We start from the raw sequence: 23,979 nt of genomic DNA, 5'->3' as shown, positions 1-23,979 counted from the left end.
ACACTGAAACAGCCTGCGCGTGGTTCAGCTTCAATGGACGCATCAACAGCGCGTGCATCAGCAACGCCTGTGACGCCATCAACTTCACGTCAGAATGGTCCGCAGCCCTTTGTTACGAGTGAGGGGGAATCTATATCACCGACTGGTGCTAAAATTATCCTCACGCCTGCGGAGCTTACTTTACAGAACAATCTTCGGGATTTGATGAAACAAGGATCTTACTCAGAGACCGATCTGCTCCAAGGTGTTCAGCAATGGAGAGCGCAGCAATCGATCTTAGAACGAGTCAGTCCTGGTTTGGCTCCGGTACCGCCTGCGAGTGGCATAGCTTCTGGGAAGATCGCACCAGCTATAGCGCCGTCAATCTCTGCGACTTCGCAATTAATTTCGCCGCAACTTGTGCGGACACAGGACGCACGGCATAACACACCATCGTCAACCTCCATCGTTTCGCAGGGAAACACCGAAAGTAGTTTGCGGACATCCGTTATGAAAGGTGATGGGCATCGTACCAGTGTAGAAGAGCCAACAACACAGCGGGCGAATACTGGGAAAGGTGATGTTTATCCCCGAAGCCGTACTCGCGATATTTTCAATTCACGTGATAATCGTCCACTGCATTTTACCAGACAGCTCAGTCGGGATGAACATTCGGTAGCGAACAGCGAACGACAGGAACTGTATGAAAAATTTGCGGCGTTAAAAAACAGAGATTTTTCTGTATTCAGCAAACTTGAGGAGCGATCCATAAATAACCAGCCAACAGAGCCTTTAGAGTTCCAAAAAAAGCTGGAACAACTTAAAAATCTGCGGAGGTGAAGATTGAATGCATTGCTCATGAAAGATAATGTGTTTGCATTGATATGTGATGTTATTTATCAGGTTAACGGCATAGCCCCTGATGAAATTAAAGCACAGGATAGCTTGATTAAAGATATTGCAATGGACTCTGTGGAGTTAGTTGATTTTCTGATAAAACTGGAAGATCTTGGCTTGGTGCTAGATCGTTCACAAATCACAAGTGATCTAACCGTGGAGCAGGTTGTTGAATTTATGATGGCGGAGTTTAGACGGTAAATATTCATTGAGCTATTGCTTCGGGAAACCGGAGCAATAGCTGCTTACCTGAATATCGTGAACCACGTGCCTCAGAGGTATTCTTATTTTGTGATAAAATCGGGTTATACAGTATATTTTTACGGTTCATCATGTCATACCCCTACGATCTTAATGAATTAGCGCGGCACATCAAACAATGGGGACAGACATTAGGGTTCCAGCAGGTTGGCATTTGCGACACCGATCTGTCCACAGAAGAGCCTCGGCTTCAAGCCTGGCTAGATAAGCAATACCACGGAGAAATGGACTGGATGGTGCGTCATGGCATGCTGCGAGCGCGTCCGCACGAACTGTTGCCTGGTACACTGCGCGTCATCAGCGTACGTATGAATTATCTGCCCACCAAAGCCGCATTCGCCAGTACCCTAAAGAATCCACAGTTCGGCTACGTCAGCCGCTACTCACTGGGTCGCGATTACCACAAGCTATTACGCCAGCGTCTGAAAAAACTCGGCGATCAGATTCAGGAATACTGCGGTGAACTGAATTTTCGCCCCTTCGTCGATTCTGCTCCTATTATGGAGCGTCCTTTGGCTGCGAAAGCTGGGCTTGGCTGGGTTGGTAAACACTCACTAATTCTGAATAGAGAAGCAGGCTCTTGGTTCTTTCTCGGTGAACTTCTGATCGATTTACCCCTGCCTATCGATCGGCCGCAGGAAGAGCAGTGCGGTCGATGTATTGCCTGCATGACTACCTGTCCAACAGGCGCAATTGTCGCTCCATACACTGTCGATGCCCGACGCTGCATTTCCTACCTGACCATCGAATTGGAAGGTTCGATTCCGGAAGAATTTCGTCCGCTGATGGGTAATCGCATCTATGGTTGCGATGATTGTCAGCTTATTTGCCCGTGGAATCGGTTTTCACAGCTCACCGACGAAGCTGATTTCAGCCCGCGTGCCGTGCTGCATACGCCAGAACTGCTGATACTATTTGGCTGGGATGAAGAGAAATTTCTGCGAATTACGGAAGGATCGTCCATCAGGCGCATCGGCCATCTCCGCTGGTTACGCAATATTGCTGTCGCACTGGGGAATGCCCCCTATCAGGGTAGTATCGTACTGGCATTGCAAGCCCGTTTGGGCGAAAGCGAACTGTTGGATGAGCATATCTACTGGGCGATTCATCAGCAGTTGGAACGTCGCGCGTCACTGGAAATTGACGTCCAATCCACGCAGAAAAAACGACTTATTCGTGCAGTAGAGAAAGGATTACCGCGCGATGCATGAGCGGTCAAAATGGTTGTCATCAGTTTGTCGCACAGGCTGTGAATAAATAAAAAAACCGTTGACAATCAACTGTCAAGAAAAGTAAAAGCAAACGTCACAATATTTTATAAGTAAAAATTATTAATAAATATCAATAGGATATGCTACACCATTTTATCAAAAATATAGTGTGAACAATAAATAAACAACAGTCTGTCTGTGGATAAGTCTGTTAAAAAGAATATAAATTTTTTATTAACTGATAAAAAAATAATGTGACTTGAATTAACGCCAACGCTCGAAATACTAAGCGGCGTAGACAACAAAGAAAGATGGGCAATAGGACAAACGGCCGACATTATGAATTTGTTATTACCCCTTGGCAAGGGGGGGAACTCTAATTTTTATGATCAAAAGAGAAATTTAGATGAAAAGCAAAATGCGGCGACGCCTCTTTTTATGAAGCATCGCCGCGCAGAAAGCTAAGAACATCGCCAGAGAAACAGAATGGTGACAAATATGTCTCCTTATCGTCTCCTATAGGCTGATGCTAAATAGCTTCTCATATTACCGCTCCACTTTAGCCAGGGCTAGGTTGATTGCTGGGAAACGGTGAAGCTGCATTCATAAATTGCGTTACCTGTTCCAGTAACTGCCACATATACCAGCACCGATGATTGCGCGTTATCGTTTCATGATCGACATTGCTCAGTCCGGTTGGTGATTTATTTTGATTTGGCGATTGATCAGATCGCTCCACTCGGACTGAGTTCCCTTCAAGTGCTCGACTATTTGGCGAAGCTATTTAGGTACGGGTTCTGATCAAGTAATCAAATGCGCTCAAGGACGCTTTTGCGCCTTCCCCAGTCGCGATAATGATCTGCTTGTACGGTACTGTCGTACAGTCACCGGCAGCAAATACCCCCTTCACGCTGGTTTCGCACTTGGCATCGATCTCAATTTCACCGATGCGGTTTCTGGCTACCGTACCTTCCAGCCAGTGAGTGTTAGGCAGCAGGCCAATCTGCACGAAGATCCCTTCCAGCGCTAAATCATGCACCGTATTGGTAATACGATCTTTATAGCTCAGCCCCGTCACCTTCTGCCCATCGCCTTTCACTTCTGTGGTGTGCGCATTCAGAATGATGTCAACGTTCGGCAGGCTACGCACTTTTTCCTGTAATACAGAATCTGCTTTCAGTTCTGGAGCAAACTCAAGCAATGTGACATGTTTCACCACGCCAGCCAGATCGATAGCCGCTTCTACACCGGAGTTTCCGCCGCCAATCACTGCAACGTGTTTGCCTTTAAACAGCGGGCCATCACAGTGCGGGCAGTACGTTACGCCACGCGTACGGTACTGATCTTCGCCGGGTACATTCATGTTTCTCCAGCGTGCGCCGGTCGCAATGATCACACTGCGCGCTGTCAGCGTCGCGCCGGATGCGGTGATCACCTGATGCGGTTTACCCGGTTCGCCACCAGGAATGAGGGCCTCTGCACTCTGCGCGTCAATCACGTCAACATCGTAGTCATCAACATGGCTCTTCAGCGCGGTCGCCAGTTTGGCACCTTCCGTTTTCGGGACAGAAATGTAGTTTTCGATATCGACAGTATCCAATACCTGGCCGCCAAAGCGCTCGCCGACTAACCCAGTACGGATGCCTTTACGCGCCGAATAGACCGCCGCTGCGGCCCCCGCCGGACCGCTACCGATGATTAACACATCATAGACGTCACGCTGGTTCAGCTTCTCAACCTGTTTAGCGCCCGCGCCGGTATCGATTTTAGTCACAATCTCAGCCAAGCTCGTCCGCCCCTGGCTGAAGTGTTCGCCATTCAGGAAAACGGTGGGAACGCCCATGACGTTACGGTTTTGAATCTCATCCTGAAACACGCCGCCGTCAATTGCGGTATGGGTGATATTCGGATTCAACACCGCCATTAAATTCAGCGCCTGCACCACGTCCGGGCAGTTGTGGCAGGACAGCGAGTAATAGGTTTCAAAGTGGAACGAACCGTCAAGATGGCGAATTTGATCGAGTAATTCTTTCGCTTCTTTCGACGGATGGCCCCCCATCTGCAATAACGCTAGAATCAGGGAGGTAAATTCGTGTCCCATCGGCGCGCCGGCAAAACGCGGGCCGCTTTGGGAACCTGGATTGGTAATCAGAAACGAAGGCTTACGCGCTGGTAGGCCATTCTTTTCAACTAACGTATTATCTTCAATAAAACTTACCCGTTCGGACAATTCAGCGATCTCAGCCAGCAAGGTTCTGACTTCAGCAGATTTAGCGGAGTTATCCAGAGCCGCAATCAACTCAACAGGTTTGGTTAATTTTTCCAGATAGGCTTTCAACTGGACTTTCATCGTATTGTCGAGCATCAGTCGTCCTTAATTAGGCAAGTGGGTACAAAAGAAAAATCGGGTGCTATGCACCCGACAAAAAAATCAATTTTTCCGAGGTGCTAGCGTATGTTTTAAATTTTTCCAACCAGATCTAGAGACGGTGCCAGAGTGGTTTCGCCTTCTTGCCACTTTGCTGGGCACACTTCACCTGGATGAGAGGCTACGTACTGAGCGGCTTTCACTTTGCGCAGCAGATCAGACGCGTCGCGACCAATACCTTCCGCTGTGATTTCTACCGCTTGGATGATGCCCTGTGGGTCAACAATGAACGTACCGCGATCGGCCAGACCTTCTGCTTCACGCAGGTTTTCAAAGTTGCGCGTCAGCTGGCCCGTTGGGTCACCAATCATGGTGTATTTGATTTTACCAATCGTTTCAGAGCTGCTGTGCCACGCTTTGTGCGTGAAGTGGGTGTCGGTGGAAACCGAGTAGATTTCTACGCCACGCTGTTGGAATTCGTCGTAGTAGTCAGCGACATCGCCCAGTTCGGTCGGGCAAACAAACGTAAAGTCAGCTGGATAGAAAAAGAATATGCTCCATTTTCCTTCGATACTCTTCTCAGTCACTTCAATGAATTGATCGTCTTTGAATGCCATGTTTTTGAATGGTTTAACTTGGGTGTTAATTACTGACATCACTTTATCCTCATGTGTTTTTGCATGTAGCTAAAGTACAGAAATGTGATCGCTATCACCAATCCGTTGTCTTTATCGAATCAATAAGTCATACCTAACTTGCGGTCTATTATGTCGGGTGTACTCGATGTATTAAAAATCGCTTTAATGAACATAGACAACAATACTTGGTAGCGAGGGAATCGAATTGTTCTTTGTTTCGTGGCAGAGAATTCTCCTTCAATCTGCGGTGCAGGCCTAGTGCGAGTACTTACTCACAAACAATACCAAGCCGCGTTACTGACGATGTGAGCTTACAAGCGTTGACGACAGAAACGCGGTGATAAGGGCGGCTATAAGCTAATGTCGTGGTGGTTGGGCCATGCTTAGGGCAGAATAAATGGAGTAAAAATGCACGGCGCTCGGCAGAAAATTGTAATAAACCCGTGTTATGAGATGCGGATGTGCTTAACCTGCTGGCAATCAATCCGCATAAGCGGCAGAATCGCGTGCTGACACCTCACCTCGGCGAGGCGGCACGTTTACTGAATTGCCGCGCCTCTGATAGTGAAAGTGATCGCTTACTTGCGGTCACAAAGTTGGTAAAACGCTATGGTGGTGTTGTCGTATTGAAAGGTGCGGGAACGGTGATTGCCAGCGAGCGAGACGAGGTTGCCATTGCTGATGTGGGGAACCCCAGCATGGCGACAGGTGGCATGGGGGATGTGCTGTCGGGTATCGTTGGCGGTTTGCTGGCAACCGATTTATTGCCTGTGTTGTTCCGATATGTTAATCCGGAACCGATGTTTTTAGAACCGATGTTTTTAGAACAATAGATAGAATGAAAAGAATAGTCTTACTTCTGCCGGATGAGGCAGCAACGATCTCTTTAGGCACGGCGCTGGCGAAAGCCTGCGACGGCGCTTGTGTTATCCACCTTTATGGCGACCTTGGTGCGGGGAAAACGACGTTTAGTCGTGGTTTTCTGCAAGCGCGTGGTCATCAGGGCAATGTCAAAAGCCCCACTTATACGCTGGTCGAGCCTTATGCGTTATTGCCGCTGGCAGTTTACCATTTTGATCTCTATCGACTGGCCGACCCAGAAGAGTTGGAGTTTATGGGGATCCGCGATTATCTGACGCAGGATGCCATTTGTCTGATTGAATGGCCGCAGCAGGGTGCTGGCGTGCTGCCCGATGCGGATATCGAACTGCATTTGCGCTATCAGGATCAGGGCCGACAGGCTGAACTGTCCGCTGTCTCTGCGACGGGAGACGCGATGTTACAACGTTTTTCTCTTCAGCCAGGAACAACAGAATCATGATGAGTCGTATGGTTAAGCTGTTCATCGGTGTATGGCTGTTACTGGCAGGAACGGCGTGGGCAGCCAATCTGTCTGATATCAAGGTGGATAATGCGTCAGGCCAGGCCACGGTGCGTCTGAGCTTTAGTGGTCAGCCTATTTATGCTTTTTTCCCGCTCAGTAACCCCGCCAGAGTGGTCATCGATATTCGTCAGACTGGCGTCATTCAGGGCTTGCCGTTGGATTTCAGCGGGCAAAATCTGATTAAGCGTGTGCGAACCAGCAACGCGCAGGACGCACAAAGCCTGCGTTTGGTACTGGATTTGACCCAGGCGGCGAAAACGCGGGCGGTGACGCAAAAAGAAGGCTCGGGTTACGTTGTTGTCTTCACCATCACGGGTGATAAAGCGAAAACGGTACAAGCCTCAGCGCCTCCGGCTTCACGACAGCAAAATAGTGCGCCGACAGAACCCGCCAAAAATCCGTTTACCAACAAGCCTACTGTTGTCGTGAATAGCAATGCGTCGTCTACTACGCGAGTGCCGGCCCGACAGGGTAATGAACGGATTGTTGTGGCGATTGATGCCGGTCACGGTGGACAAGATCCTGGTGCGATTGGGACGAACGGGCTGCGGGAGAAAAATGTCACCATTTCTATCGCGCGTAAATTACAAGCCTTACTGAATAGCGATCCGGCCTTTAAAGGCGTGCTGACGCGTGATGGCGACTACTTTATCTCCGTCATGGGGCGTTCGGACGTGGCGCGTAAGCAGGGCGCGAACCTGTTAGTATCGATTCACGCGGATGCTGCGCCGAACCGCAATGCTAAAGGTGCCTCTGTCTGGGTGCTGTCCAACCGCCGCGCAAACAGCGAAATGGCAAACTGGCTGGAACAGCATGAGAAACAGTCTGAACTGTTGGGCGGCGCGGGCGATCTGCTGGCGAACAGCAGCGCGGACCCTTACCTCAGCCAGGCGGTGTTGGATCTGCAATTTGGTCACTCCCAGCGCGTTGGGTATGACGTCGCGACCAAGGTGCTGCGTGAGCTCCAGCGTGTTGGAGGGCTGCATAAACGACGTCCTGAGCACGCCAGTTTGGGGGTGTTGCGCTCGCCAGATATTCCTTCTCTGCTGGTGGAAACTGGGTTTATCACTAATGTCTCAGAAGAGCGGCTCTTGGGGAGTAACGACTATCAGGAAAAACTCGCCAATGCGATTTATCAGGGGCTGAGAAGTTATTTCCAAACACACCCGATGCAATCCGTTCCCAAAAACACTCTCCCAAAGCAGGAAAGCCGCCCACTACAGTCGGCGGCAAGTGATAAAGAAACGCCAGGCGGTAACGTAACTGCGGCAAAAGCGAGTGCGGGTAGTACGCGTCATACCGTTGCGCGTGGCGAAACGCTCTCTTCGATTGCTCGGAGTTATGGCGTCAGCCTCGCAGCCATGCGTGATGTGAATAAGTTAAACAAGGACATCGTCTGGGTTGGGCAGCGTTTGAATATTCCGGCGACAGGGACGAAGCAGACGGCATCAACGCCCGCGCCCCAAAAGGCTGTGCCGGTGAAGCATAAGGTTGTAAAGGGTGATAGCCTGAGTGCGATTGCTGCCCGTTACGGTGTCAGTATGAAAGTGATCCAACAGGCGAATAATATGCGCTCTGGTACGGTACAGCTGGGGCAAACGCTGATTATACCGTCCGCCTGATTCTTCATGCTGACGATGTCGATAGATTGAGGATAGTAAGAGGGATACGCCATGCCGATTCAGGTGTTGCCACCGCAGTTGGCTAACCAAATCGCCGCCGGAGAAGTGGTCGAACGTCCGGCTTCGGTCGTGAAGGAACTGGTGGAAAACAGTCTGGATGCAGGGGCGACCCGGATTGATATCGACATAGAACGCGGCGGTGCGAAGCTGATTCGCATTCGTGACAACGGTTCAGGCATCGGAAAAGATGAATTAACGCTGGCGTTGGCGCGTCATGCGACCAGTAAAATTGCCACGCTCGACGATCTGGAAGCGATCGTCAGTATGGGGTTCCGTGGCGAAGCGTTGGCAAGTATCAGTTCCGTCTCCCGTTTAACGCTGACATCGCGCACTGCCGAACAGTCCGAGGCCTGGCAGGCCTACGCCGAAGGGCGCGACATGGCGGTGACAGTCAAGCCAGCTGCCCATCCTGTGGGCACCACGCTGGAAGTGTTGGATCTGTTTTATAACACGCCCGCCCGCCGTAAATTTATGCGCACGGAAAAAACCGAATTCACCCATATTGATGAGGTTGTGCGCCGCATCGCGCTGGCGCGTTTCGCTGTCGCCATCACGCTGCATCATAACGGTAAGCTGATGCGGCAGTATCGTGCTGCGCCGGATAAAAGCCAGTATGAGCGCCGGTTGGGTAGTATTTGTGGTGCGACATTCTTACAGCATGCGCTCGCGGTGTCATGGCAACACGGCGATCTCACTATTCATGGCTGGGTTGCCGACCCGGTTGGCGCCAAGCAACTGCCTGATATGCAGTACTGCTATGTGAACCAGCGCATGATGCGCGATCGGCTGATTAATCATGCCATCCGACAGGCCTATCAAGATCAGCTTAGTGGCGATCAGCAGCCCGCCTATGTGCTGTATCTGGAGATCGACCCGCATCAGGTTGATGTGAATGTGCATCCTGCCAAGCATGAGGTACGGTTCCATCAGGCTCGGTTGGTGCATGACTTTATCTATCAGGCCGTGATGTCCGTTCTGCAACAGGCATCCTCACCGGCACTTGGCATGACAGAGCCGGAGACCGGGAAACCCGTGCAATGGCAGCAGGAAAACCGTATCGCCGCAGGTGAAAACCACTTTGCCCAGCCGTCACGTACCGATAGTTCGCCATCGTATGGTGGGAAAACGCCGCGCGCGGGTCATTCCGGTCAGGCGAAAGAATCGGCCTATTCCGGCTATCAGCCAGAGAATCCGTACCAGAAAAAGCAGGGTGAGCTGTATAAAACCTTGCTGCAACCGACGGATAGCGCAGCAAGTGCACCGCCGCCGTCTGGCGAGCGTATTTCTGTACCGTCGAATCACATTATGTCGTCGGATAGGGTTGTCCCATCCACGGTATCGCATGACGCACCGCCAAATCGAACCACGACGGATAACATTGCAGCCAGCAATAACAAACAACGTGCGCCGGTTGAATCACCGCTGGAAAGCCAATCAAACGGTTTTGGGCGAGTATTGACGGTTTATCCGCCGTGCTACGCGCTGTTGGAGTACCATAAGGGCTTGGCGATGCTGTCGCTTTCCGTTGCTGAACGTTATCTGAAAGCGGTGCAGTTGACGCCGTCGGAAGAAGGGTTGCGGGCGCAGCCGTTGCTGATTCCTCAGCGCCTGACGTTGAGTAAATCTGAGCTGAACGTTTTGTCTGCCCATCATGCTTTGCTGGCGCGTTTTGGTATTGAAGTCGTGGTTGAGTCACAGCGTGCCACATTGCGTGCCGTACCTTTACCATTGCGCCAACAAAATTTACAAAACTTGATCTCTGAACTGATAGGCTATCTGGCCGACTATCAGACGGTTGAAACACAGCAGGTGGAGCCTGGTGAATTGGCATCGTGGATGGCAACGCGATTGCAGAGTGAGCAGGAAAGCTGGAGCCATTCTCAGGCCATACAATTACTGGCGGATGTCGAGCGGCTTTGTCCGCAGTTGGCGAAAACGCCGCCGTCTGAACTTTTATCGATGATGGACATCCAGGATGCCATCAAGGCTTTAAAGCATGAGTGATGTAGAACAAATGTCGTTGCCGCCCGCCATTTTTATCATGGGGCCGACGGCGTCAGGAAAAACGGCATTGGCAATGGCGTTACGAGAATATTTGCCGGTAGAGTTGATTAGCGTAGATTCCGCCCTCATCTATAAAGATATGGATATTGGGACGGCGAAACCGAGTGCGGAAGAGCTGGCATTGGCCCCGCATCGGTTAATCGATATTCTCGATCCGACAGAATCCTATTCTGCGGCTGATTTTCGCCGCGATGCGTTACGTGAGATGGCGGACATTACCGCTGCTGGGCGCATTCCCCTGTTAGTCGGGGGGACGATGCTGTATTTCAAGGCGCTGCTGGAGGGACTTTCTCCTCTGCCGTCAGCCGATGCCGCCGTACGTCAACGCATTGAAGAGCAGGCAAAAGAAATCGGCTGGGAAGCGATGCATCGGCAGCTCAGTGAGATCGATCCGGTAGCTGCCATTCGGATTCATCCAAATGATCCGCAGAGACTCTCGCGAGCACTGGAAGTTTTTTTCGTTTCAGGTAACACTTTAACTGAACTGACAAAAACGTCTGGCGACGCGCTGTCCTATCAGGTTCATCAGTTTGCTATCGCCCCAGCGACGCGTGAATTGTTGCATGAGCGGATTGAACAGCGTTTTCATCAGATGTTGGCGGCAGGTTTTGAGACAGAAGCCCGGACATTGTTTGCTCGGCAAGACCTTCATACGGATATGCCCTCTGTTCGTTGCGTTGGTTATCGCCAGATGTGGTCATATTTATCCGGTGAAATTGATTACGATGAGATGGTTTATCGGGGAATTTGTGCGACGCGTCAGTTAGCGAAGCGGCAAATGACCTGGCTGCGCGGTTGGGACGATGTCTGCTGGCTGGATAGCGAAAAACCGATTGAAGCACTGGACAAGGTAATACACTTTAAATAATTCAAGTTTCAGAAAGGCGGCAAGGGAAGGAGTCCCGATGAGCTTACTCAGGTAAGTGATTCGGGTGAGTGAGCGCAGCCAACGCATATGCAACTTGAAGTATGACGAGTGGACAGGTTGTTAGTGCATAGGTTGAGTGATTGTGTACAATCGATGAGTCTCAGCGTGCAAGTTTTTTACACCGTTATTTTAGAGCCATAGGGTTCTTTGTTACAAACAACATACAAATAAGGAAAATATAGAATGGCTAAGGGGCAATCTTTGCAAGATCCGTTCTTGAACGCTTTGCGTCGTGAACGTGTTCCGGTTTCGATTTATTTGGTGAACGGTATTAAGTTGCAAGGTCAGATCGAATCTTTCGATCAGTTCGTGATTTTGTTGAAAAACACGGTCAGTCAGATGGTTTATAAGCACGCTATCTCTACAGTTGTTCCTTCTCGCCCAGTCTCTCACCATAGCAACAATCCAGGCGGCAGCAACAACTATCACGGTAGTAACACGACTGCTCAGCAGCAGTCGCCAGAAGCTGATGACGCCGAGTAAGGCGTATTGTCAATTCACCACGGCGCGGGAGAGCTGGACGCATCGCTCGGCCCCTTCGCTGTGGTGTTTTTTGCTCGTTTGAGAGGTTACTCGCTTGTTTGACCGTTATGAATCAGGTGAACGGGCCATATTAGTTCATATTTATTTCTCGCAAGATAGAGATACGGAAGATCTGCTGGAGTTTGAGTCTCTGGTTTCTTCTGCCGGTATCGAGTCTTTGCAGGTTGTTACTGGTAGCCGTAAGGCTCCTCATCCCAAGTATTTTGTTGGGGAAGGCAAAGCCGAAGAAATTGCTCAGGCAGTAAAAGAAACTGGCGCGTTTGTCGTGCTGTTTGATCATGCACTGACGCCGGCCCAAGAGCGTAATCTGGAGCGTTTGTGCGAGTGCCGAGTAATCGACCGTACCGGATTGATTTTAGATATTTTTGCCCAGCGTGCGCGTACTCACGAAGGGAAATTACAGGTAGAACTGGCACAGCTGCGCCACCTTGCAACCCGGTTGGTTCGCGGTTGGACGCACCTTGAACGTCAGAAAGGCGGTATTGGTCTGCGTGGCCCGGGTGAAACCCAGCTTGAAACCGACCGTCGTTTATTGCGTAACCGTATCAGTCAGATACTGTCGCGTCTCGAACGGGTAGAAAAACAGCGTGAACAGGGGCGTCGGTCGCGGGTTCGTGCCGATGTTCCCACCGTTTCGCTGGTGGGCTATACCAACGCGGGTAAATCCACGCTGTTTAACAAGATTACATCGGCAGGCGTTTATGCCGCCGATCAGTTATTTGCCACTCTGGATCCAACATTGCGCCGCATTCAAGTGGATGATGTCGGTGATACAGTGCTGGCGGATACCGTAGGTTTTATCCGGCAGTTACCTCACGATTTGGTGGCTGCGTTTAAGGCTACACTACAGGAAACACGTCAGGCCTCGCTGCTGTTGCACGTTGTTGATGCCGCAGACCCTCGTCTTGACGAGAATATTGATGCGGTTGATGACGTACTGGCGGAAATTGAGGCAGATGAAATACCTGCGCTGTTGGTAATGAACAAGATTGATATGCTGGATGATTTCGTTCCGCGTATCGATCGCAACGAAGAAAATCTACCGGTACGGGTCTGGCTTTCAGCACAGACCGGAGACGGTATTCCGTTGCTATTTCAGGCATTGACTGAGCGACTTTCCGGGGAAATCGCACAACATACCTTGCATCTTCCCCCGCAGGCAGGACGCTTGCGTAGTCGTTTTTACCAGCTTCAGGCAATAGAAAAAGAATGGATTGAAGAGGATGGGCAAATTGGTCTGGTTATTCGTATGCCGATTGCTGACTGGCGCCGCCTCTGCAAAAAAGAGCAGGAACTGATGGACTATATTGTCTGATTTGACTGGCATAAACAGTCTGAACGGTGAAATAGTCTGACGGACTCTGGGATATTGAACCTGAAGAACACCTATCATAAAGAATGGAGCTAAAACATGGCGTGGAATCAGCCCGGTAATAACGGACAAGACCGCGACCCGTGGGGGAGCAGCAGCAATAATGGCGGCAACTCTGGCGGAAATAACAATAAAGGTGGCCGAGATCAGGGGCCGCCGGATCTGGACGACATCTTCCGTAAACTGAGCAAAAAACTCAGCGATCTGGGTGGCGGAAAAGGTTCTGGCTCAAGCAACAGTGGAAATTCTGGTGGCCCAGCATTGGGTGGCCGGATCGTCGGTATCGCTGCCGTCGCTGCGGTTGTCATCTGGGCTGCTACTGGTTTCTATACCATTAAAGAAGCGGAACGCGGTGTCGTCACGCGCTTTGGTAAGTTCAGCCATTTGGTTGGTCCGGGTCTTAACTGGAAACCGACCTTTATCGATTCTGTTCGCGCGGTGAACGTTGAATCGGTGCGTGAACTGGCGACGTCGGGCGTGATGTTGACGTCAGATGAAAACGTCGTGCGCGTTGAAATGAACGTGCAGTATCGTGTCACGCAGCCAGAACAATATCTGTTCAGTGTAACCAATGCGGATGACAGCCTGCGTCAGGCAACTGACAGCGCGCTGCGCGGCGTTATTGGTAAGTACACGATGGACAAAATTTTGACGGAAGGCCGTACCATTGTGCGTACAGATACTCAGCGTGTACTGGAAGAAACCGTTCGTCCGTACAACATGGGTATCACGCTGCTGGACGTCAACTTCCAGACCGCGCGTCCGCCGGAAGAAGTGAAGGCCGCGTTTGATGATGCGATTGCCGCGCGTGAAAACGAACAGCAGTATATTCGTGAAGCGGAAGCCTACGCGAACGAAGTGCAACCGCGTGCCAACGGTCAGGCTCAGCGTATTCTGGAAGAGTCTCGCGCTTATAAAACCCGTACTGTTCTGGAAGCTCAGGGTGAAGTTGCCCGTTTTGCCAGAGTCTTACCGGAATATAAAGCGGCCCCTGAAATCACCCGCGAGCGTTTGTATATCGAAACCATGGAACGCGTGCTGAGTCATACCCGTAAAGTTCTGGTCAATGACAAGGGGGGCAACCTGATGGTGCTGCCGTTGGATCAGATGCTGCGTGGACAAGGCAGTGACAATACGCAAAGCAATAACAGCAGCAGCGCTAGCCCACTGCGTTTGCCTGGCAACAGCAGCGGTGCGACGAATAGCAACCAGACGCGCAGCAGTAACAATGGAAATATCATGGATCAGCGCAGAGCAAATGCGCAGCGTGATGACTTCACTCGAGTAGGGAGAGAATAATCGATGCGTAAGCCCTTACTATTTATCCTGATCCTGGTACTGATGGTGGTCTATGCGTCACTGTTTGTGGTGCAGGAAGGCCAGCGCGGCATCGTGATGCGTTTTGGCAAAGTATTGCGTGATGACGACAACAAACCGCTGATTTATGCGCCGGGATTGCAGTTCAAGATTCCATTTATCGATTCAGTGAAAATGCTGGATGCGCGTATTCAGACTATGGAAAACCAGGCTGACCGCTTTATCACTAAAGAGCAAAAAGACCTGATTGTCGATTCCTACCTGAAATGGCGTATCAGCGATTTCAGCCGCTATTATCTGGCAACGGGCGGTGGTGACATCTCTCAGGCTGAAGTACTGCTGAAACGTAAATTCAGTGACCGTCTGCGTTCCGAGATTGGTCGTCTGGATGTAAAAGGCATCGTTACCGACTCACGTGGTCAACTGATGTCCGACGTGCGTGAAGCGCTGAATACGGGTACCGGTGAAACGACCGAGGCCGATAATGCGATTGCTTCTGCTGCTGCACGTGTCGAGAAAGAGACGGCGAGCAACGAGCCTCACATCAACCCTAACAGCATGGCTGCGCTGGGTATTGAGGTTATCGATGTGCGAATTAAGCAAATCAACCTGCCAACTGAAGTGTCTGACGCTATTTACCAACGTATGCGTGCAGAGCGTGAAGCGGTAGCGCGTCGCCACCGTTCACAAGGTCAGGAAGAAGCTGAAAAGCTGAAAGCGACGGCAGACTATGAAGTTACCCGTACGCTGGCTGAAGCTGAGCGTCAAGGGCGTATTACCCGTGGTGAAGGGGATGCCGAAGCGGCGAAACTGTTCGCTAACGCATTCAGTGAAGATCCTGACTTCTACTCTTTCGTTCGTAGCCTGCGTGCTTACGAAAGCAGCTTCAGTAATAATCAGGACGTCATGGTTCTCAGCCCGGATAGCGACTTCTTCCGCTACATGAAGTCGCCGGACAGCAGCATGGTACCACGCCGCTGATAGTCATTAACTGACGTCCCATCAAGCCCGGGTTCTTTCTCCGGGCTTTTTTTTGCCATTTTCTGGCAGAGATATGTCTAAGGGTTTGCTCCTGCTTGTATTCGAAGTGGGAAAAGGGGGGGTTATGAATTCAACGATTTGGCTGGCGCTTGGGCTGGTTTTGGTGCTTGAAGGGCTGGGGCCGCTGCTGTTTCCTCGACTCTGGCGACGTATGATTTTGGGAATAGCGCAGTTGCCGGATACTATTTTGCGCCGTTTTGGCGGCGGAATAGTTGTTGCAGGGTGCGTGATCTACTACATGTTGCGTAGCCGGATGGGTGGCTAAAATTAAGCGGAAAAATGTGCGCAATCGTGTGCTAAAAGTACTGAAAGCATCCAAATGAGATGGTAGAATCCTTTTTTAAGCAACCTGGTGATTCTTGAAATGGGTAAGAACGTCGTCGTACTGGGCACCCAATGGGGTGACGAAGGTAAAGGCAAGGTCGTTGACCTGCTGACTGAACGGGCTAAATATGTTGTGCGCTATCAGGGCGGACACAACGCTGGCCACACGCTGGTTATCAACGGTGAAAAAACCGTCCTTCATTTAATTCCTTCTGGCATTCTGCGTGAAAATGTTGTTAGCATCATCGGTAACGGTGTTGTGCTGGCGCCTGACGCATTGATGAAAGAAATGACGGAGCTTGAAGCGCGTGGCGTCCCGGTACGCGAACGTCTGCTGCTTTCTGAAGCCTGTCCGTTAATTCTGCCTTATCACGTTGCGTTGGATAACGCGCGTGAAAAAGCGCGTGGTGCGAAAGCAATTGGTACGACTGGCCGCGGTATCGGCCCTGCGTATGAAGATAAAGTTGCTCGCCGTGGCCTGCGCGTTGGCGATCTGTTTGATAAAGAAACCTTTGCCGTCAAACTGAAAGAGATCGTCGAATACCATAACTTCCAGTTGGTTAACTACTATAAAGCGGATGCTGTCGACTACCAGAAAGTGTTGGACGACGTGTTAGCGATTGCCGATATTCTGACCGCGATGGTCGTTGATGTTTCCGATCTGCTGTACAAAGCACACCTGCGTGGCGATTTCGTCATGTTTGAAGGCGCGCAGGGTACGCTGCTGGATATCGACCACGGTACTTATCCGTACGTGACTTCCTCAAACACCACTGCGGGCGGCGTTGCTACCGGTTCTGGTCTGGGTCCTCGCTATGTAGACTACGTACTGGGTATCGTTAAAGCTTACTCTACCCGTGTAGGTGCAGGTCCATTCCCGACTGAGCTGTTTGAAGAAGTGGGTGAGTATCTGTCTCAGAAAGGTAACGAATTTGGCGCGACAACGGGTCGTCGTCGTCGTACCGGCTGGCTGGATGCGGTTGCCGTACGTCGTGCGGTACAGATCAACTCGCTGTCTGGTTTCTGCCTGACTAAGCTGGATGTTCTGGACGGTCTGAAAGAGATTAAAATCTGCGTAGGCTATCGTTTGCCGAATGGCACCGAAGTGGATACTACTCCGCTGGCTGCTGAAGGCTGGGAAGGTCTTGAGCCGATTTACGAAACAGTGCCGGGTTGGTCTGAAAGCACGTTTGGCGTGAAAGATCACAGCAAACTGCCGCAGGCTGCGCTGAACTACATCAAACGTATCGAAGAAATCACTGGTGTGCCGATTGATATTATTTCTACTGGCCCAGATCGTAGCGAAACGATGGTGTTGCGCGATCCGTTCGACGCTTGATTTTGCCACCCTTAACGGGTGATGCGAAGATGAAAAAGGACGGGGTTCCCGTCCTTTTTGCTGTCTACTGTTTAGCCGCCGTGATGTAAGCAACAACGGCTTCTACCTGTTATTCCTGAGCTTCTTTCGCCTTCCGCGCTTTGTTCTTCAGGCTATCCAGCAGCTTATTGTGGATGTTGCTGAACCCGCCGTTGCTCATCACCAGAATATGGTCGCCAGGCTGTGCGGTTTTGACGATGTTTTCTACCAACGTATCAATATCCGCGCTCCAGTGAGCGGGCTGTACGCAGGCTTCCGCGACTTCTACGACCTGCCACGGAATATGTGTGGGCTGGAATAGGAAAACTTCATCGGCGCGACCTAATGACGGCGCCAGTTCATTTTTGCACATTCCCAATTTCATGGTGTTTGAACGGGGTTCAAGTACGGCCAGAATACGAGCCGTGCCGCCAACCTTGCTACGTAGCGCCGACAGCGTCGCCAGAATCGCAGTCGGGTGGTGCGCGAAATCGTCATAAACGGTGACGCCATGCTCTGTACCGCGTAATTCAAGGCGGCGGCGCGCGTTGATAAATCCGCCCAGCGCGCGGCAGGCATCTGCGGGTAGCACGCCGACGTGGTGAGCGGCAGCGATGGCCATCAGCCCGTTGTGCATGTTGTGTTCACCCACCAGCTTCCAGTGGACTTCACCGACGAGTTCCTTATTCAGGTAAACCTGATATTGGCTGGCATCGGTCGACACTTTTTGTGCCCGCCATGTGCCTTCTTCGCCGACCAGTTCCTGCTCGCTCCAGCATCCCATTCCCATCACCTGTTTGAGGTTAAGGTCGTTGGTTGGCAGGATGATCTTCCCGCTGCTCGGCACCAGTCGTACAAGATGATGGAACTGTTTCTGAATGGCTTTCAGATCGTCAAAGATGTCGGCGTGATCGAACTCAAGATTGTTGAGCACCAGCGTTCTTGGGCAGTAGTGTACGAATTTGGAACGCTTGTCGAAGAATGCGCAATCATATTCATCGGCTTCGAGCACCATGAACGGGCTGTCACCCAAGCGTGCGGAAACGGTGAAGTTGCCGGGAACGCCACCGATCACAAAGCCTGGCTGGTAGCCGCAATCTTCCAGAATCCAGGTGACCATCCCCGCCGTGGTGGTTTTGCCATGCGTTCCTGCAACGGCAATCACCCAGCGATCGCGCAGCACATAATCATGCAGCCACTGTGGACCGGAAACGTAAGGTAATCCCTGTTCCAGTACGGCCTCGACACACGGGTTTCCGCGCGTCATCGCATTACCGATGATGACTAAATCAGGCACGGAGCTAAGCTGTGCCGGATCGTAGCCCTGAATCAGCGTGATTCCCTGCTCTTCAAGTAAGGTACTCATGGGGGGATAAACATTTGCATCTGAGCCTGTGACGTCATGCCCCAGCGAACGAGCAAGCAGGGCAAGGCCACCCATAAAGGTGCCGCAGATACCTAAAATATGAATACGCATACATTTTCCATCTTCACAGTGAGTCTGTGTCACATTCTAACGCTATGAATCCGCCATAAGAAATGGATTTGACTAGGTACTCACTTTCTCTTTGGGCTACACTGCATGCGCAAACGTTGGCGGTGCAGAAATGAAACCGCTTTTCATCCGTAGATTCTGGAATAGTGTTATGAAAACGTTAGGCGAATTTATCGTCGAAAAACAGCACGATTTCTCTCACGCCACAGGTGAGCTTACCGCGCTGCTGTCTGCTATTAAACTGGGTGCCAAGATTATTCACCGTGATATCAATAAAGCGGGTCTGGTTGATATCCTGGGAGCCAGCGGTATTTCTAATGTTCAGGGCGAAGTACAGATGAAGCTCGATCTGTATGCCAATGAGAAACTGAAAGCTGCATTAAAAGCGCGTGGTGAAGTAGCAGGTATTGCCTCCGAAGAAGAAGACGAAATTGTTATCTTTGAAGGTGATAAGGCGGAAAATGCCAAGTATGTGGTTCTGATGGATCCGCTGGACGGTTCGTCGAATATTGATGTGAACGTCTCCGTCGGTACGATTTTCTCTATTTATCGCCGTATTACGCCGCTGGGAACGTCAGTCACGGAAGCTGACTTCTTACAGCCGGGTAGTCAGCAGGTTGCTGCGGGCTACATCGTTTACGGTTCTTCTACCATGCTGGTGTATACCACGGGTCACGGCGTTCACGCCTTTACCTACGATCCGTCGCTCGGTGTATTCTGTCTCTCGCATGAAAAAGTTTGCTTCCCAGAAAAAGGGAATATGTATTCCATCAACGAAGGGAACTACATCAAGTTTCCTGCTGGCGTGAAGAAATACATCAAATACTGTCAGGAGCAGGATGAAGAGACGCAGCGTCCTTATACGTCGCGTTACATCGGCTCACTGGTCGCAGATTTCCACCGTAATCTGCTGAAAGGCGGGATTTACCTGTACCCGAGCACGGCGAGCTATCCGAAAGGCAAACTGCGTTTGCTATACGAGTGCAACCCGATGGCGTTTCTGGCGGAGCAGGCAGGCGGCAAGGCCAGCGACGGTAAAAACCGTATTCTGGATATCACGCCAGAGAAACTGCATCAGCGCTCACCGTTCTTCGTAGGAACAGAATCTATGGTTGATGATGTCGAACGTTTCATCCGTGAATTCCCAGATACCTAATTAACATCTATATACCCTAAATAATTCAAATTTCAGGCAGGCGGCAAGGGAAGGACAAATTCGTCAGGAACGAATTTGACCAGCCAAAGGCTGGCCTCCGGTGAGAGACAGGATGTCTCTCATTTCATCCCGATGAGCTTACATAGGTAAGTGATTCGGGTGACAAATCTGCCTGGAGTAGATTTGAACGCTGCTTGCTGCGGCCCTTTAGGGCGAGGCCCACGACGGGCCAAGTATTTGAGCGCAGCCAACGCACATGCAATTTGAAGTATGACGGGTATAGTCCCGTGTGGTCGGATCCTCGGCTACACGGGATTGTCTTTTAAAGCTGTGCGTCGAACCAGCTCTCCAGAATAATCACCGCAGAAGCCGCGTCTACGCTACCTTTATCCAGCGCTTTAAAGCCACCGCGTTCGAAGAGATCGGCTCGCGCTTCCACTGTACTCAAGCGTTCATCGTGTAACTCAATAGCGATGCCAAAACGGCCATGCAGTCGGTTAGCGAACTTCCGTGCCCGTGCCGTCAGTGGTTGCTCGGTGCCATCCATGTTGAGCGGCAGGCCGACGACGACCAGATCGGGCTGCCATTCTGACAACAGCTTCTCCACTTTTTGCCAGTCGGGTATTCCTTCCTGCGCCTTGAACGATGTCAGTGCGCGTGCCGTACCGGTAATCTCCTGACCGATAGCGACACCGATACTTTTTGTCCCAAAATCAAAGGCAAGAATGGTTCTGCTGCTCATCAGGCATGTCCTACTTCAGTGGAGATATTATGAATATCGATGCCCAACTTCCTGGCCGCTGCCCGCCAGCGTTCGGCAATCGGCGTGTGGAACAGAATGTCTTCATCGGCAGGCGTCGTCAGCCAGGCATTCTCCAGCAGTTCTTCTTCCAGTTGGCCGTTCTCCCAGGCGGAATAGCCTAAGGCGACCAGCGTATTTTTCGGTTGTTGGGGCGTGCCTAGCGTTTCCAGCACGTCTTTGGACGTGGTGATCATGGTGTCCTCAGAAATACTGATGCTGGAACCAAATCCGGGGCAGGGCGTATGCAGAATAAAGCCACGATCGTCGGCCAGTGGGCCGCCTATGAAGACGGGTTTATCCAATCGAATGGCAGGATCGCGCGGTGTCGGGTCTATTTTTAGCTTTTTCAGCACATTTTCCACGGAAAACTGATCCATCGGTTTGTTGATGATCAGCCCCATGGCTCCGTCTTCATTATGTTCGCAGATATAGACCACCGAACGTTTAAATACAGAGTCCTGTAGTGCTGGCATAGCAATGAGGAAGTGATGCTGTAAATTCATTGTGTATTTTAATCGATATCCGTCAGCGTTGGAGAAACGGCCCGTATTGCACGGGCCGGATGGTGTGTCAGGTGTCTCTGGTATTAGCGGATACGTGCAGCCAGACGTTTTTCAATGGCATCCATCAGCATGCCAGTGATGGAAACATCTGGGTAGGCTGCTTCGATTTCGCGCACGCAGGTCGGGCTGGTGACATTAATTTCTGTCAGGCGGTCGCCGATAATATCCAGACCGACGAAAATCAGGCCTTTGGCTTTTAGCGTCGGAGCGACGTCTCGGGCAATTTTCCAGTCGCTTTCGGTCAGCGGACGCGCTTCACCGCGGCCACCAGCTGCCAGATTGCCGCGTGTCTCACCGCTTTTCGGGATACGCGCCAGACAGTAAGGCACAGGTTCGCCATCAACCACCAGTACGCGTTTGTCGCCATCTTTAATTGCAGGCAGATAGTTTTGCGCCATGCAGTAGCGGGTCGCGTGTTCGGTCAGCGTTTCGATGATGACCGAGACGTTGGCATCATCCTGCTTCAAACGGAAAATAGACGCGCCGCCCATGCCGTCGAGCGGTTTGAGAATGACGTCGCCGTGTTTTTCATGGAACTGACGCAGTTTGTCTGCACGACGCGTAACGAGCGTATCAGGGGTCAGATGCGGGAACCAGGCGGTGAACAGCTTCTCATTGCAATCACGCAGGCTCTGCGGCTTGTTGACGATCAGCGTGCCTTTCTCTTCCGCACGTTCAAGGATATAGGTGGCGTAGATGAATTCCGTATCGAACGGCGGATCTTTACGCATTAGCACCACATCCAACTCTTCCAGCGCAATATCCTGTTCACCGGAGAAATCGTACCAGCCGTCGTAATCGTACTGGACGCTCAGGCGACGCGTTGTTGCACGCGCGACGCCCGCATGCATATAGAGATCGTTCATCTCCATATAATGCAGTTCCCAACCACGGCGCTGTGCTTCCAGCAGCATGGCAAAGCTGGTGTCTTTCTTGATATTGATGGTGTCAATCGGGTCCATCACGATACCGAGTTTGATCATTCTTTTCTCCTTTACCCCAAATCGCCGAAACGTACCTGTAAGGCGGTCATGGCGGTGAGTGCAGTGGTTTCTGTGCGCAAGACGCGTGGCCCCAACAGGATATCAGTGAATCCGTGTTCTGAGGTCATGATAATTTCACCGGCGGTGAGTCCGCCTTCTGGGCCGATCAGTAGCCTGACCCGATCTACCGGCAGTGGTAACGTATTGATGCTCTGTGTGGCGCGTGGGTGCAGATTCAATTTCAACGCGTTGTCTTGTTCTGCACACCAGGCTTCCAGCGTCATCGCTGGCCTCACCAACGGCACACAATTGCGGCCGGACTGTTCACAGGCGGCGACCGCAATTTTCTGCCACTGGCTAATTTTTTTCTCCATACGCTCGGCATCCAGTTTGACGCCACAGCGTTCAGAAAGCAGTGGGGTAATCACATTGACGCCCAGTTCGATGGATTTCTGAATGGTAAATTCCATCTTCTCGCCGCGTGACATCACTTGTCCCAGATGTAAATGTAGGGGCGATTCTTTATCTTCCAACTTACCTGCTGTGAAGCGAACGCGCACACTCTTTTTGCCAGCCGCGATGATTTCTGCATCAAAGGCATGATTGCTGCCATCAAACAGCTGCAATGACTGACCCGTCGTCATGCGTAACACGCGACCAACATGATTGGCGGCATCGTCACTCAGTTCGACTTCACCGCCGTTAAGGGGGAGCGTTTCGGGATGAAAAATGCGTGGTACTCGCATGCTGAATTAAGACCTTTGAATGAAATTAACGGGTATAGGAACGCCAGAAATAGGCAAAACCACCGTTATCTGGCGGTGGTTTTGTTGGAAACAGATTCGCTATAGTAGGTAGACGAACTAACGCTGGCAAGCTTGTTGAACGTAGGGATTTGGGTTTCCCTGTTTTGCGGCAATGCGCTGATTGCGGGTACATTCCCACTGAGTGACTGGGTATTGTTTATCCCAGGCTTCGAACAACTGGGTTTGCTGGCTGGAAAGGCGTAACTGATAGCGGTCGCGCATGTAGAAATAGGTTCGAGCGATCTGGCCGCGAGCGCGAGCGGGCGGTTCTGCCAGATTATTTTTGAAGTCGACCTTCATCTCGCATTGACCATATTGGGATGCACCACCGTTCCATTGCCCATACATGGCATTGCCACGATCGCCGTTGACCTCGCCGATAGCAGGCTGCAGGTTATGCAAATCGGTTTCCATCTCGCGGTAGACAGGGTCGCTGTTACAGTTCTTTCTGCCGCCGTCTTGCCAGCATTGGCGCTGGTGGCCGAACTGCCAAGCGGGCACAACATGCTCCCACTCGATGCGGCTGGCACGCTGTTCATTTTTCCTGACCTGATAACCGCAGGATTCAAGATCGGGCGTACCTTTCTTGCCCTGCCACGTAATCTTACAGCCGCAGTAGAACGAGCCCGGCGCATCGCGATTAATGTCGACAGCGGCGGCTTTTGCCTGCGAAAAATTATTGATGTTTTGACCCAGCGCGGTAGCCGAAAACAGACCCGCGCCCACGGCGGCGATAGCGAGAATTTTGCGTAGCATATTCCAAATAATCCACAGGCTGTAAAGTTGGCAGACTACCGGATGTCTCGTC

At 51.3% G+C, this 23,979-nt stretch carries 23 protein-coding genes and 1 pseudogene; 16 read left to right on the top strand and 8 right to left on the bottom strand.

What is annotated here, in order from left to right; genetic code table 11:
• Nucleotides 1-254: 254 nt before the first annotated feature.
• The 4 genes from K7X24_RS07925 to queG all read left to right on the top strand — a co-directional run bounded on the left by K7X24_RS07925 (nt 255) and on the right by queG (nt 2,348).
• The gene (locus tag K7X24_RS07925; protein ID WP_224554118.1) at nt 255-425 is read left to right on the top strand and encodes a hypothetical protein; all 171 of its coding nucleotides are present in this window, start codon (nt 255-257) and stop codon (nt 423-425) included.
• A 64-nt stretch (nt 426-489) separates the two neighbouring features.
• Nucleotides 490-819 carry a hypothetical protein gene (locus tag K7X24_RS07920; protein ID WP_224554117.1) on the top strand — a complete coding sequence of 110 codons (330 nt, stop codon included), beginning with the start codon at nt 490-492 and terminating at the stop codon, nt 817-819.
• Between the two features lie 3 nt (nt 820-822).
• Nucleotides 823-1,077 (top strand): acyl carrier protein, encoded by a 255-nt coding sequence (locus K7X24_RS07915; RefSeq protein WP_224554115.1) that lies wholly within the window; start codon nt 823-825, stop codon nt 1,075-1,077.
• A 131-nt stretch (nt 1,078-1,208) separates the two neighbouring features.
• A complete protein-coding gene (gene queG, locus K7X24_RS07910; RefSeq protein ID WP_224554113.1) occupies nt 1,209-2,348 on the top strand; it encodes a tRNA epoxyqueuosine(34) reductase QueG in 1,140 nt (379 codons plus the stop codon).
• A gap of 784 nt (nt 2,349-3,132) precedes the next feature.
• On the opposite strand, the gene ahpF is transcribed toward queG, so the two are convergent.
• The gene (ahpF, locus tag K7X24_RS07900) at nt 3,133-4,713 is read right to left on the bottom strand and encodes an alkyl hydroperoxide reductase subunit F (RefSeq protein ID WP_224554111.1); all 1,581 of its coding nucleotides are present in this window, start codon (nt 4,711-4,713) and stop codon (nt 3,133-3,135) included.
• Nucleotides 4,714-4,808: 95 nt separating this feature from the next.
• Nucleotides 4,809-5,372: an alkyl hydroperoxide reductase subunit C gene (ahpC, locus tag K7X24_RS07895; RefSeq protein WP_224554109.1), complete on the bottom strand. Its 564-nt coding sequence runs from the start codon at nt 5,370-5,372 to the stop codon at nt 4,809-4,811.
• A 198-nt stretch (nt 5,373-5,570) separates the two neighbouring features.
• On the opposite strand from ahpC, the pseudogene K7X24_RS07890 reads away from it, so the two are divergent.
• The 11 genes and pseudogenes from K7X24_RS07890 to K7X24_RS07840 all read left to right on the top strand — a co-directional run.
• Nucleotides 5,571-6,187: pseudogene (locus K7X24_RS07890) on the top strand (NAD(P)H-hydrate dehydratase); the annotation flags it as partial.
• A gap of 5 nt (nt 6,188-6,192) precedes the next feature.
• Nucleotides 6,193-6,675: a tRNA (adenosine(37)-N6)-threonylcarbamoyltransferase complex ATPase subunit type 1 TsaE gene (tsaE, locus tag K7X24_RS07885; RefSeq protein WP_224554107.1), complete on the top strand. Its 483-nt coding sequence runs from the start codon at nt 6,193-6,195 to the stop codon at nt 6,673-6,675.
• The gene (amiB, locus tag K7X24_RS07880; protein WP_224554105.1) at nt 6,672-8,360 is read left to right on the top strand and encodes an N-acetylmuramoyl-L-alanine amidase AmiB; all 1,689 of its coding nucleotides are present in this window, start codon (nt 6,672-6,674) and stop codon (nt 8,358-8,360) included. Before tsaE ends, amiB begins: the two co-directional genes overlap by 4 nt.
• A gap of 51 nt (nt 8,361-8,411) precedes the next feature.
• Nucleotides 8,412-10,424 (top strand): DNA mismatch repair endonuclease MutL, encoded by a 2,013-nt coding sequence (gene mutL, locus K7X24_RS07875; protein ID WP_224554103.1) that lies wholly within the window; start codon nt 8,412-8,414, stop codon nt 10,422-10,424.
• Nucleotides 10,417-11,352, top strand: coding sequence for a tRNA (adenosine(37)-N6)-dimethylallyltransferase MiaA (gene miaA / locus K7X24_RS07870; RefSeq protein ID WP_224554101.1), 936 nt, complete (start codon nt 10,417-10,419; stop codon nt 11,350-11,352). The genes mutL and miaA overlap by 8 nt, the downstream gene beginning before the upstream one ends.
• 243 nt (nt 11,353-11,595) lie before the next feature.
• Complete coding sequence (gene hfq / locus K7X24_RS07865) at nt 11,596-11,895, top strand: RNA chaperone Hfq (RefSeq protein WP_224554098.1); 300 nt, start codon at nt 11,596-11,598, stop codon at nt 11,893-11,895.
• A gap of 94 nt (nt 11,896-11,989) precedes the next feature.
• Nucleotides 11,990-13,270 (top strand): ribosome rescue GTPase HflX, encoded by a 1,281-nt coding sequence (hflX, locus tag K7X24_RS07860; RefSeq protein ID WP_224554096.1) that lies wholly within the window; start codon nt 11,990-11,992, stop codon nt 13,268-13,270.
• 96 nt (nt 13,271-13,366) lie between these two features.
• On the top strand, nt 13,367-14,626 hold the full coding sequence (gene hflK, locus K7X24_RS07855) for an FtsH protease activity modulator HflK (RefSeq protein WP_224554094.1): 1,260 nt from the start codon (nt 13,367-13,369) through the stop codon (nt 14,624-14,626).
• Nucleotides 14,627-14,629: 3 nt separating this feature from the next.
• Complete coding sequence (hflC, locus tag K7X24_RS07850; RefSeq protein ID WP_039490670.1) at nt 14,630-15,625, top strand: protease modulator HflC; 996 nt, start codon at nt 14,630-14,632, stop codon at nt 15,623-15,625.
• 124 nt (nt 15,626-15,749) lie between these two features.
• Nucleotides 15,750-15,950 (top strand): DUF2065 domain-containing protein, encoded by a 201-nt coding sequence (locus K7X24_RS07845; protein ID WP_010285804.1) that lies wholly within the window; start codon nt 15,750-15,752, stop codon nt 15,948-15,950.
• A gap of 99 nt (nt 15,951-16,049) precedes the next feature.
• On the top strand, nt 16,050-17,348 hold the full coding sequence (locus K7X24_RS07840) for an adenylosuccinate synthase (RefSeq protein WP_224554092.1): 1,299 nt from the start codon (nt 16,050-16,052) through the stop codon (nt 17,346-17,348).
• 109 nt (nt 17,349-17,457) lie between these two features.
• Here the strand turns inward: K7X24_RS07840 and mpl are convergent, their stop codons facing one another.
• Entirely contained in the window at nt 17,458-18,843 is a 1,386-nt protein-coding gene (gene mpl, locus K7X24_RS07835; protein ID WP_224554090.1) for a UDP-N-acetylmuramate:L-alanyl-gamma-D-glutamyl-meso-diaminopimelate ligase, read from the bottom strand.
• A gap of 169 nt (nt 18,844-19,012) precedes the next feature.
• Here mpl and fbp point away from each other — a divergent pair, with 169 nt between their 5' ends.
• Nucleotides 19,013-20,017 carry a class 1 fructose-bisphosphatase gene (gene fbp / locus K7X24_RS07830; RefSeq protein ID WP_224554088.1) on the top strand — a complete coding sequence of 335 codons (1,005 nt, stop codon included), beginning with the start codon at nt 19,013-19,015 and terminating at the stop codon, nt 20,015-20,017.
• 322 nt (nt 20,018-20,339) lie between these two features.
• Here fbp and ruvX read toward each other — a convergent pair whose 3' ends face one another.
• From ruvX to endA, 5 genes are all read right to left on the bottom strand, one after another.
• Nucleotides 20,340-20,759 carry a Holliday junction resolvase RuvX gene (gene ruvX / locus K7X24_RS07825; protein WP_103861931.1) on the bottom strand — a complete coding sequence of 140 codons (420 nt, stop codon included), beginning with the start codon at nt 20,757-20,759 and terminating at the stop codon, nt 20,340-20,342.
• Nucleotides 20,759-21,322 carry a YqgE/AlgH family protein gene (locus K7X24_RS07820; RefSeq protein WP_224554087.1) on the bottom strand — a complete coding sequence of 188 codons (564 nt, stop codon included), beginning with the start codon at nt 21,320-21,322 and terminating at the stop codon, nt 20,759-20,761. The genes ruvX and K7X24_RS07820 overlap by 1 nt, the downstream gene beginning before the upstream one ends.
• An 83-nt stretch (nt 21,323-21,405) precedes the next feature.
• Entirely contained in the window at nt 21,406-22,365 is a 960-nt protein-coding gene (gene gshB, locus K7X24_RS07815; RefSeq protein ID WP_224554085.1) for a glutathione synthase, read from the bottom strand.
• An 11-nt stretch (nt 22,366-22,376) separates the two neighbouring features.
• On the bottom strand, nt 22,377-23,111 hold the full coding sequence (gene rsmE / locus K7X24_RS07810; RefSeq protein WP_224554083.1) for a 16S rRNA (uracil(1498)-N(3))-methyltransferase: 735 nt from the start codon (nt 23,109-23,111) through the stop codon (nt 22,377-22,379).
• A gap of 117 nt (nt 23,112-23,228) precedes the next feature.
• The gene (endA, locus tag K7X24_RS07805) at nt 23,229-23,927 is read right to left on the bottom strand and encodes a deoxyribonuclease I (RefSeq protein ID WP_010285795.1); all 699 of its coding nucleotides are present in this window, start codon (nt 23,925-23,927) and stop codon (nt 23,229-23,231) included.
• Nucleotides 23,928-23,979 lie beyond the last annotated feature (52 nt).

The organism is Pectobacterium versatile, from assembly GCF_020166435.1.
GTDB classification, from domain to species: Bacteria; Pseudomonadota; Gammaproteobacteria; order Enterobacterales; family Enterobacteriaceae; genus Pectobacterium; species Pectobacterium versatile.
This window is presented reverse-complemented; position numbering and strand designations above follow the sequence as displayed.

Bases quoted from the DNA above. Each gene is read 5' to 3' on its own strand.
- K7X24_RS07925 (WP_224554118.1), top strand. From the start codon at position 255: ATGGAGAGCGCAGCAATCGATCTTAGAACGAGTCAGTCCTGGTTTGGC.
- K7X24_RS07920 (WP_224554117.1), top strand. From the start codon at position 490: ATGAAAGGTGATGGGCATCGTACCAGTGTAGAAGAGCCAACAACACAG.
- queG (WP_224554113.1), top strand. From the start codon at position 1,209: ATGTCATACCCCTACGATCTTAATGAATTAGCGCGGCACATCAAACAA.
- ahpF (WP_224554111.1), bottom strand. From the start codon at position 4,713: ATGCTCGACAATACGATGAAAGTCCAGTTGAAAGCCTATCTGGAAAAA.
- ahpC (WP_224554109.1), bottom strand. From the start codon at position 5,372: ATGTCAGTAATTAACACCCAAGTTAAACCATTCAAAAACATGGCATTC.
- tsaE (WP_224554107.1), top strand. From the start codon at position 6,193: ATGAAAAGAATAGTCTTACTTCTGCCGGATGAGGCAGCAACGATCTCT.
- amiB (WP_224554105.1), top strand. From the start codon at position 6,672: ATGATGAGTCGTATGGTTAAGCTGTTCATCGGTGTATGGCTGTTACTG.
- mutL (WP_224554103.1), top strand. From the start codon at position 8,412: ATGCCGATTCAGGTGTTGCCACCGCAGTTGGCTAACCAAATCGCCGCC.
- miaA (WP_224554101.1), top strand. From the start codon at position 10,417: ATGAGTGATGTAGAACAAATGTCGTTGCCGCCCGCCATTTTTATCATG.
- hfq (WP_224554098.1), top strand. From the start codon at position 11,596: ATGGCTAAGGGGCAATCTTTGCAAGATCCGTTCTTGAACGCTTTGCGT.
- hflK (WP_224554094.1), top strand. From the start codon at position 13,367: ATGGCGTGGAATCAGCCCGGTAATAACGGACAAGACCGCGACCCGTGG.
- hflC (WP_039490670.1), top strand. From the start codon at position 14,630: ATGCGTAAGCCCTTACTATTTATCCTGATCCTGGTACTGATGGTGGTC.
- K7X24_RS07845 (WP_010285804.1), top strand. From the start codon at position 15,750: ATGAATTCAACGATTTGGCTGGCGCTTGGGCTGGTTTTGGTGCTTGAA.
- K7X24_RS07840 (WP_224554092.1), top strand. From the start codon at position 16,050: ATGGGTAAGAACGTCGTCGTACTGGGCACCCAATGGGGTGACGAAGGT.
- mpl (WP_224554090.1), bottom strand. From the start codon at position 18,843: ATGCGTATTCATATTTTAGGTATCTGCGGCACCTTTATGGGTGGCCTT.
- fbp (WP_224554088.1), top strand. From the start codon at position 19,013: ATGAAAACGTTAGGCGAATTTATCGTCGAAAAACAGCACGATTTCTCT.
- ruvX (WP_103861931.1), bottom strand. From the start codon at position 20,759: ATGAGCAGCAGAACCATTCTTGCCTTTGATTTTGGGACAAAAAGTATC.
- K7X24_RS07820 (WP_224554087.1), bottom strand. From the start codon at position 21,322: ATGAATTTACAGCATCACTTCCTCATTGCTATGCCAGCACTACAGGAC.
- gshB (WP_224554085.1), bottom strand. From the start codon at position 22,365: ATGATCAAACTCGGTATCGTGATGGACCCGATTGACACCATCAATATC.
- rsmE (WP_224554083.1), bottom strand. From the start codon at position 23,111: ATGCGAGTACCACGCATTTTTCATCCCGAAACGCTCCCCCTTAACGGC.
- endA (WP_010285795.1), bottom strand. From the start codon at position 23,927: ATGCTACGCAAAATTCTCGCTATCGCCGCCGTGGGCGCGGGTCTGTTT.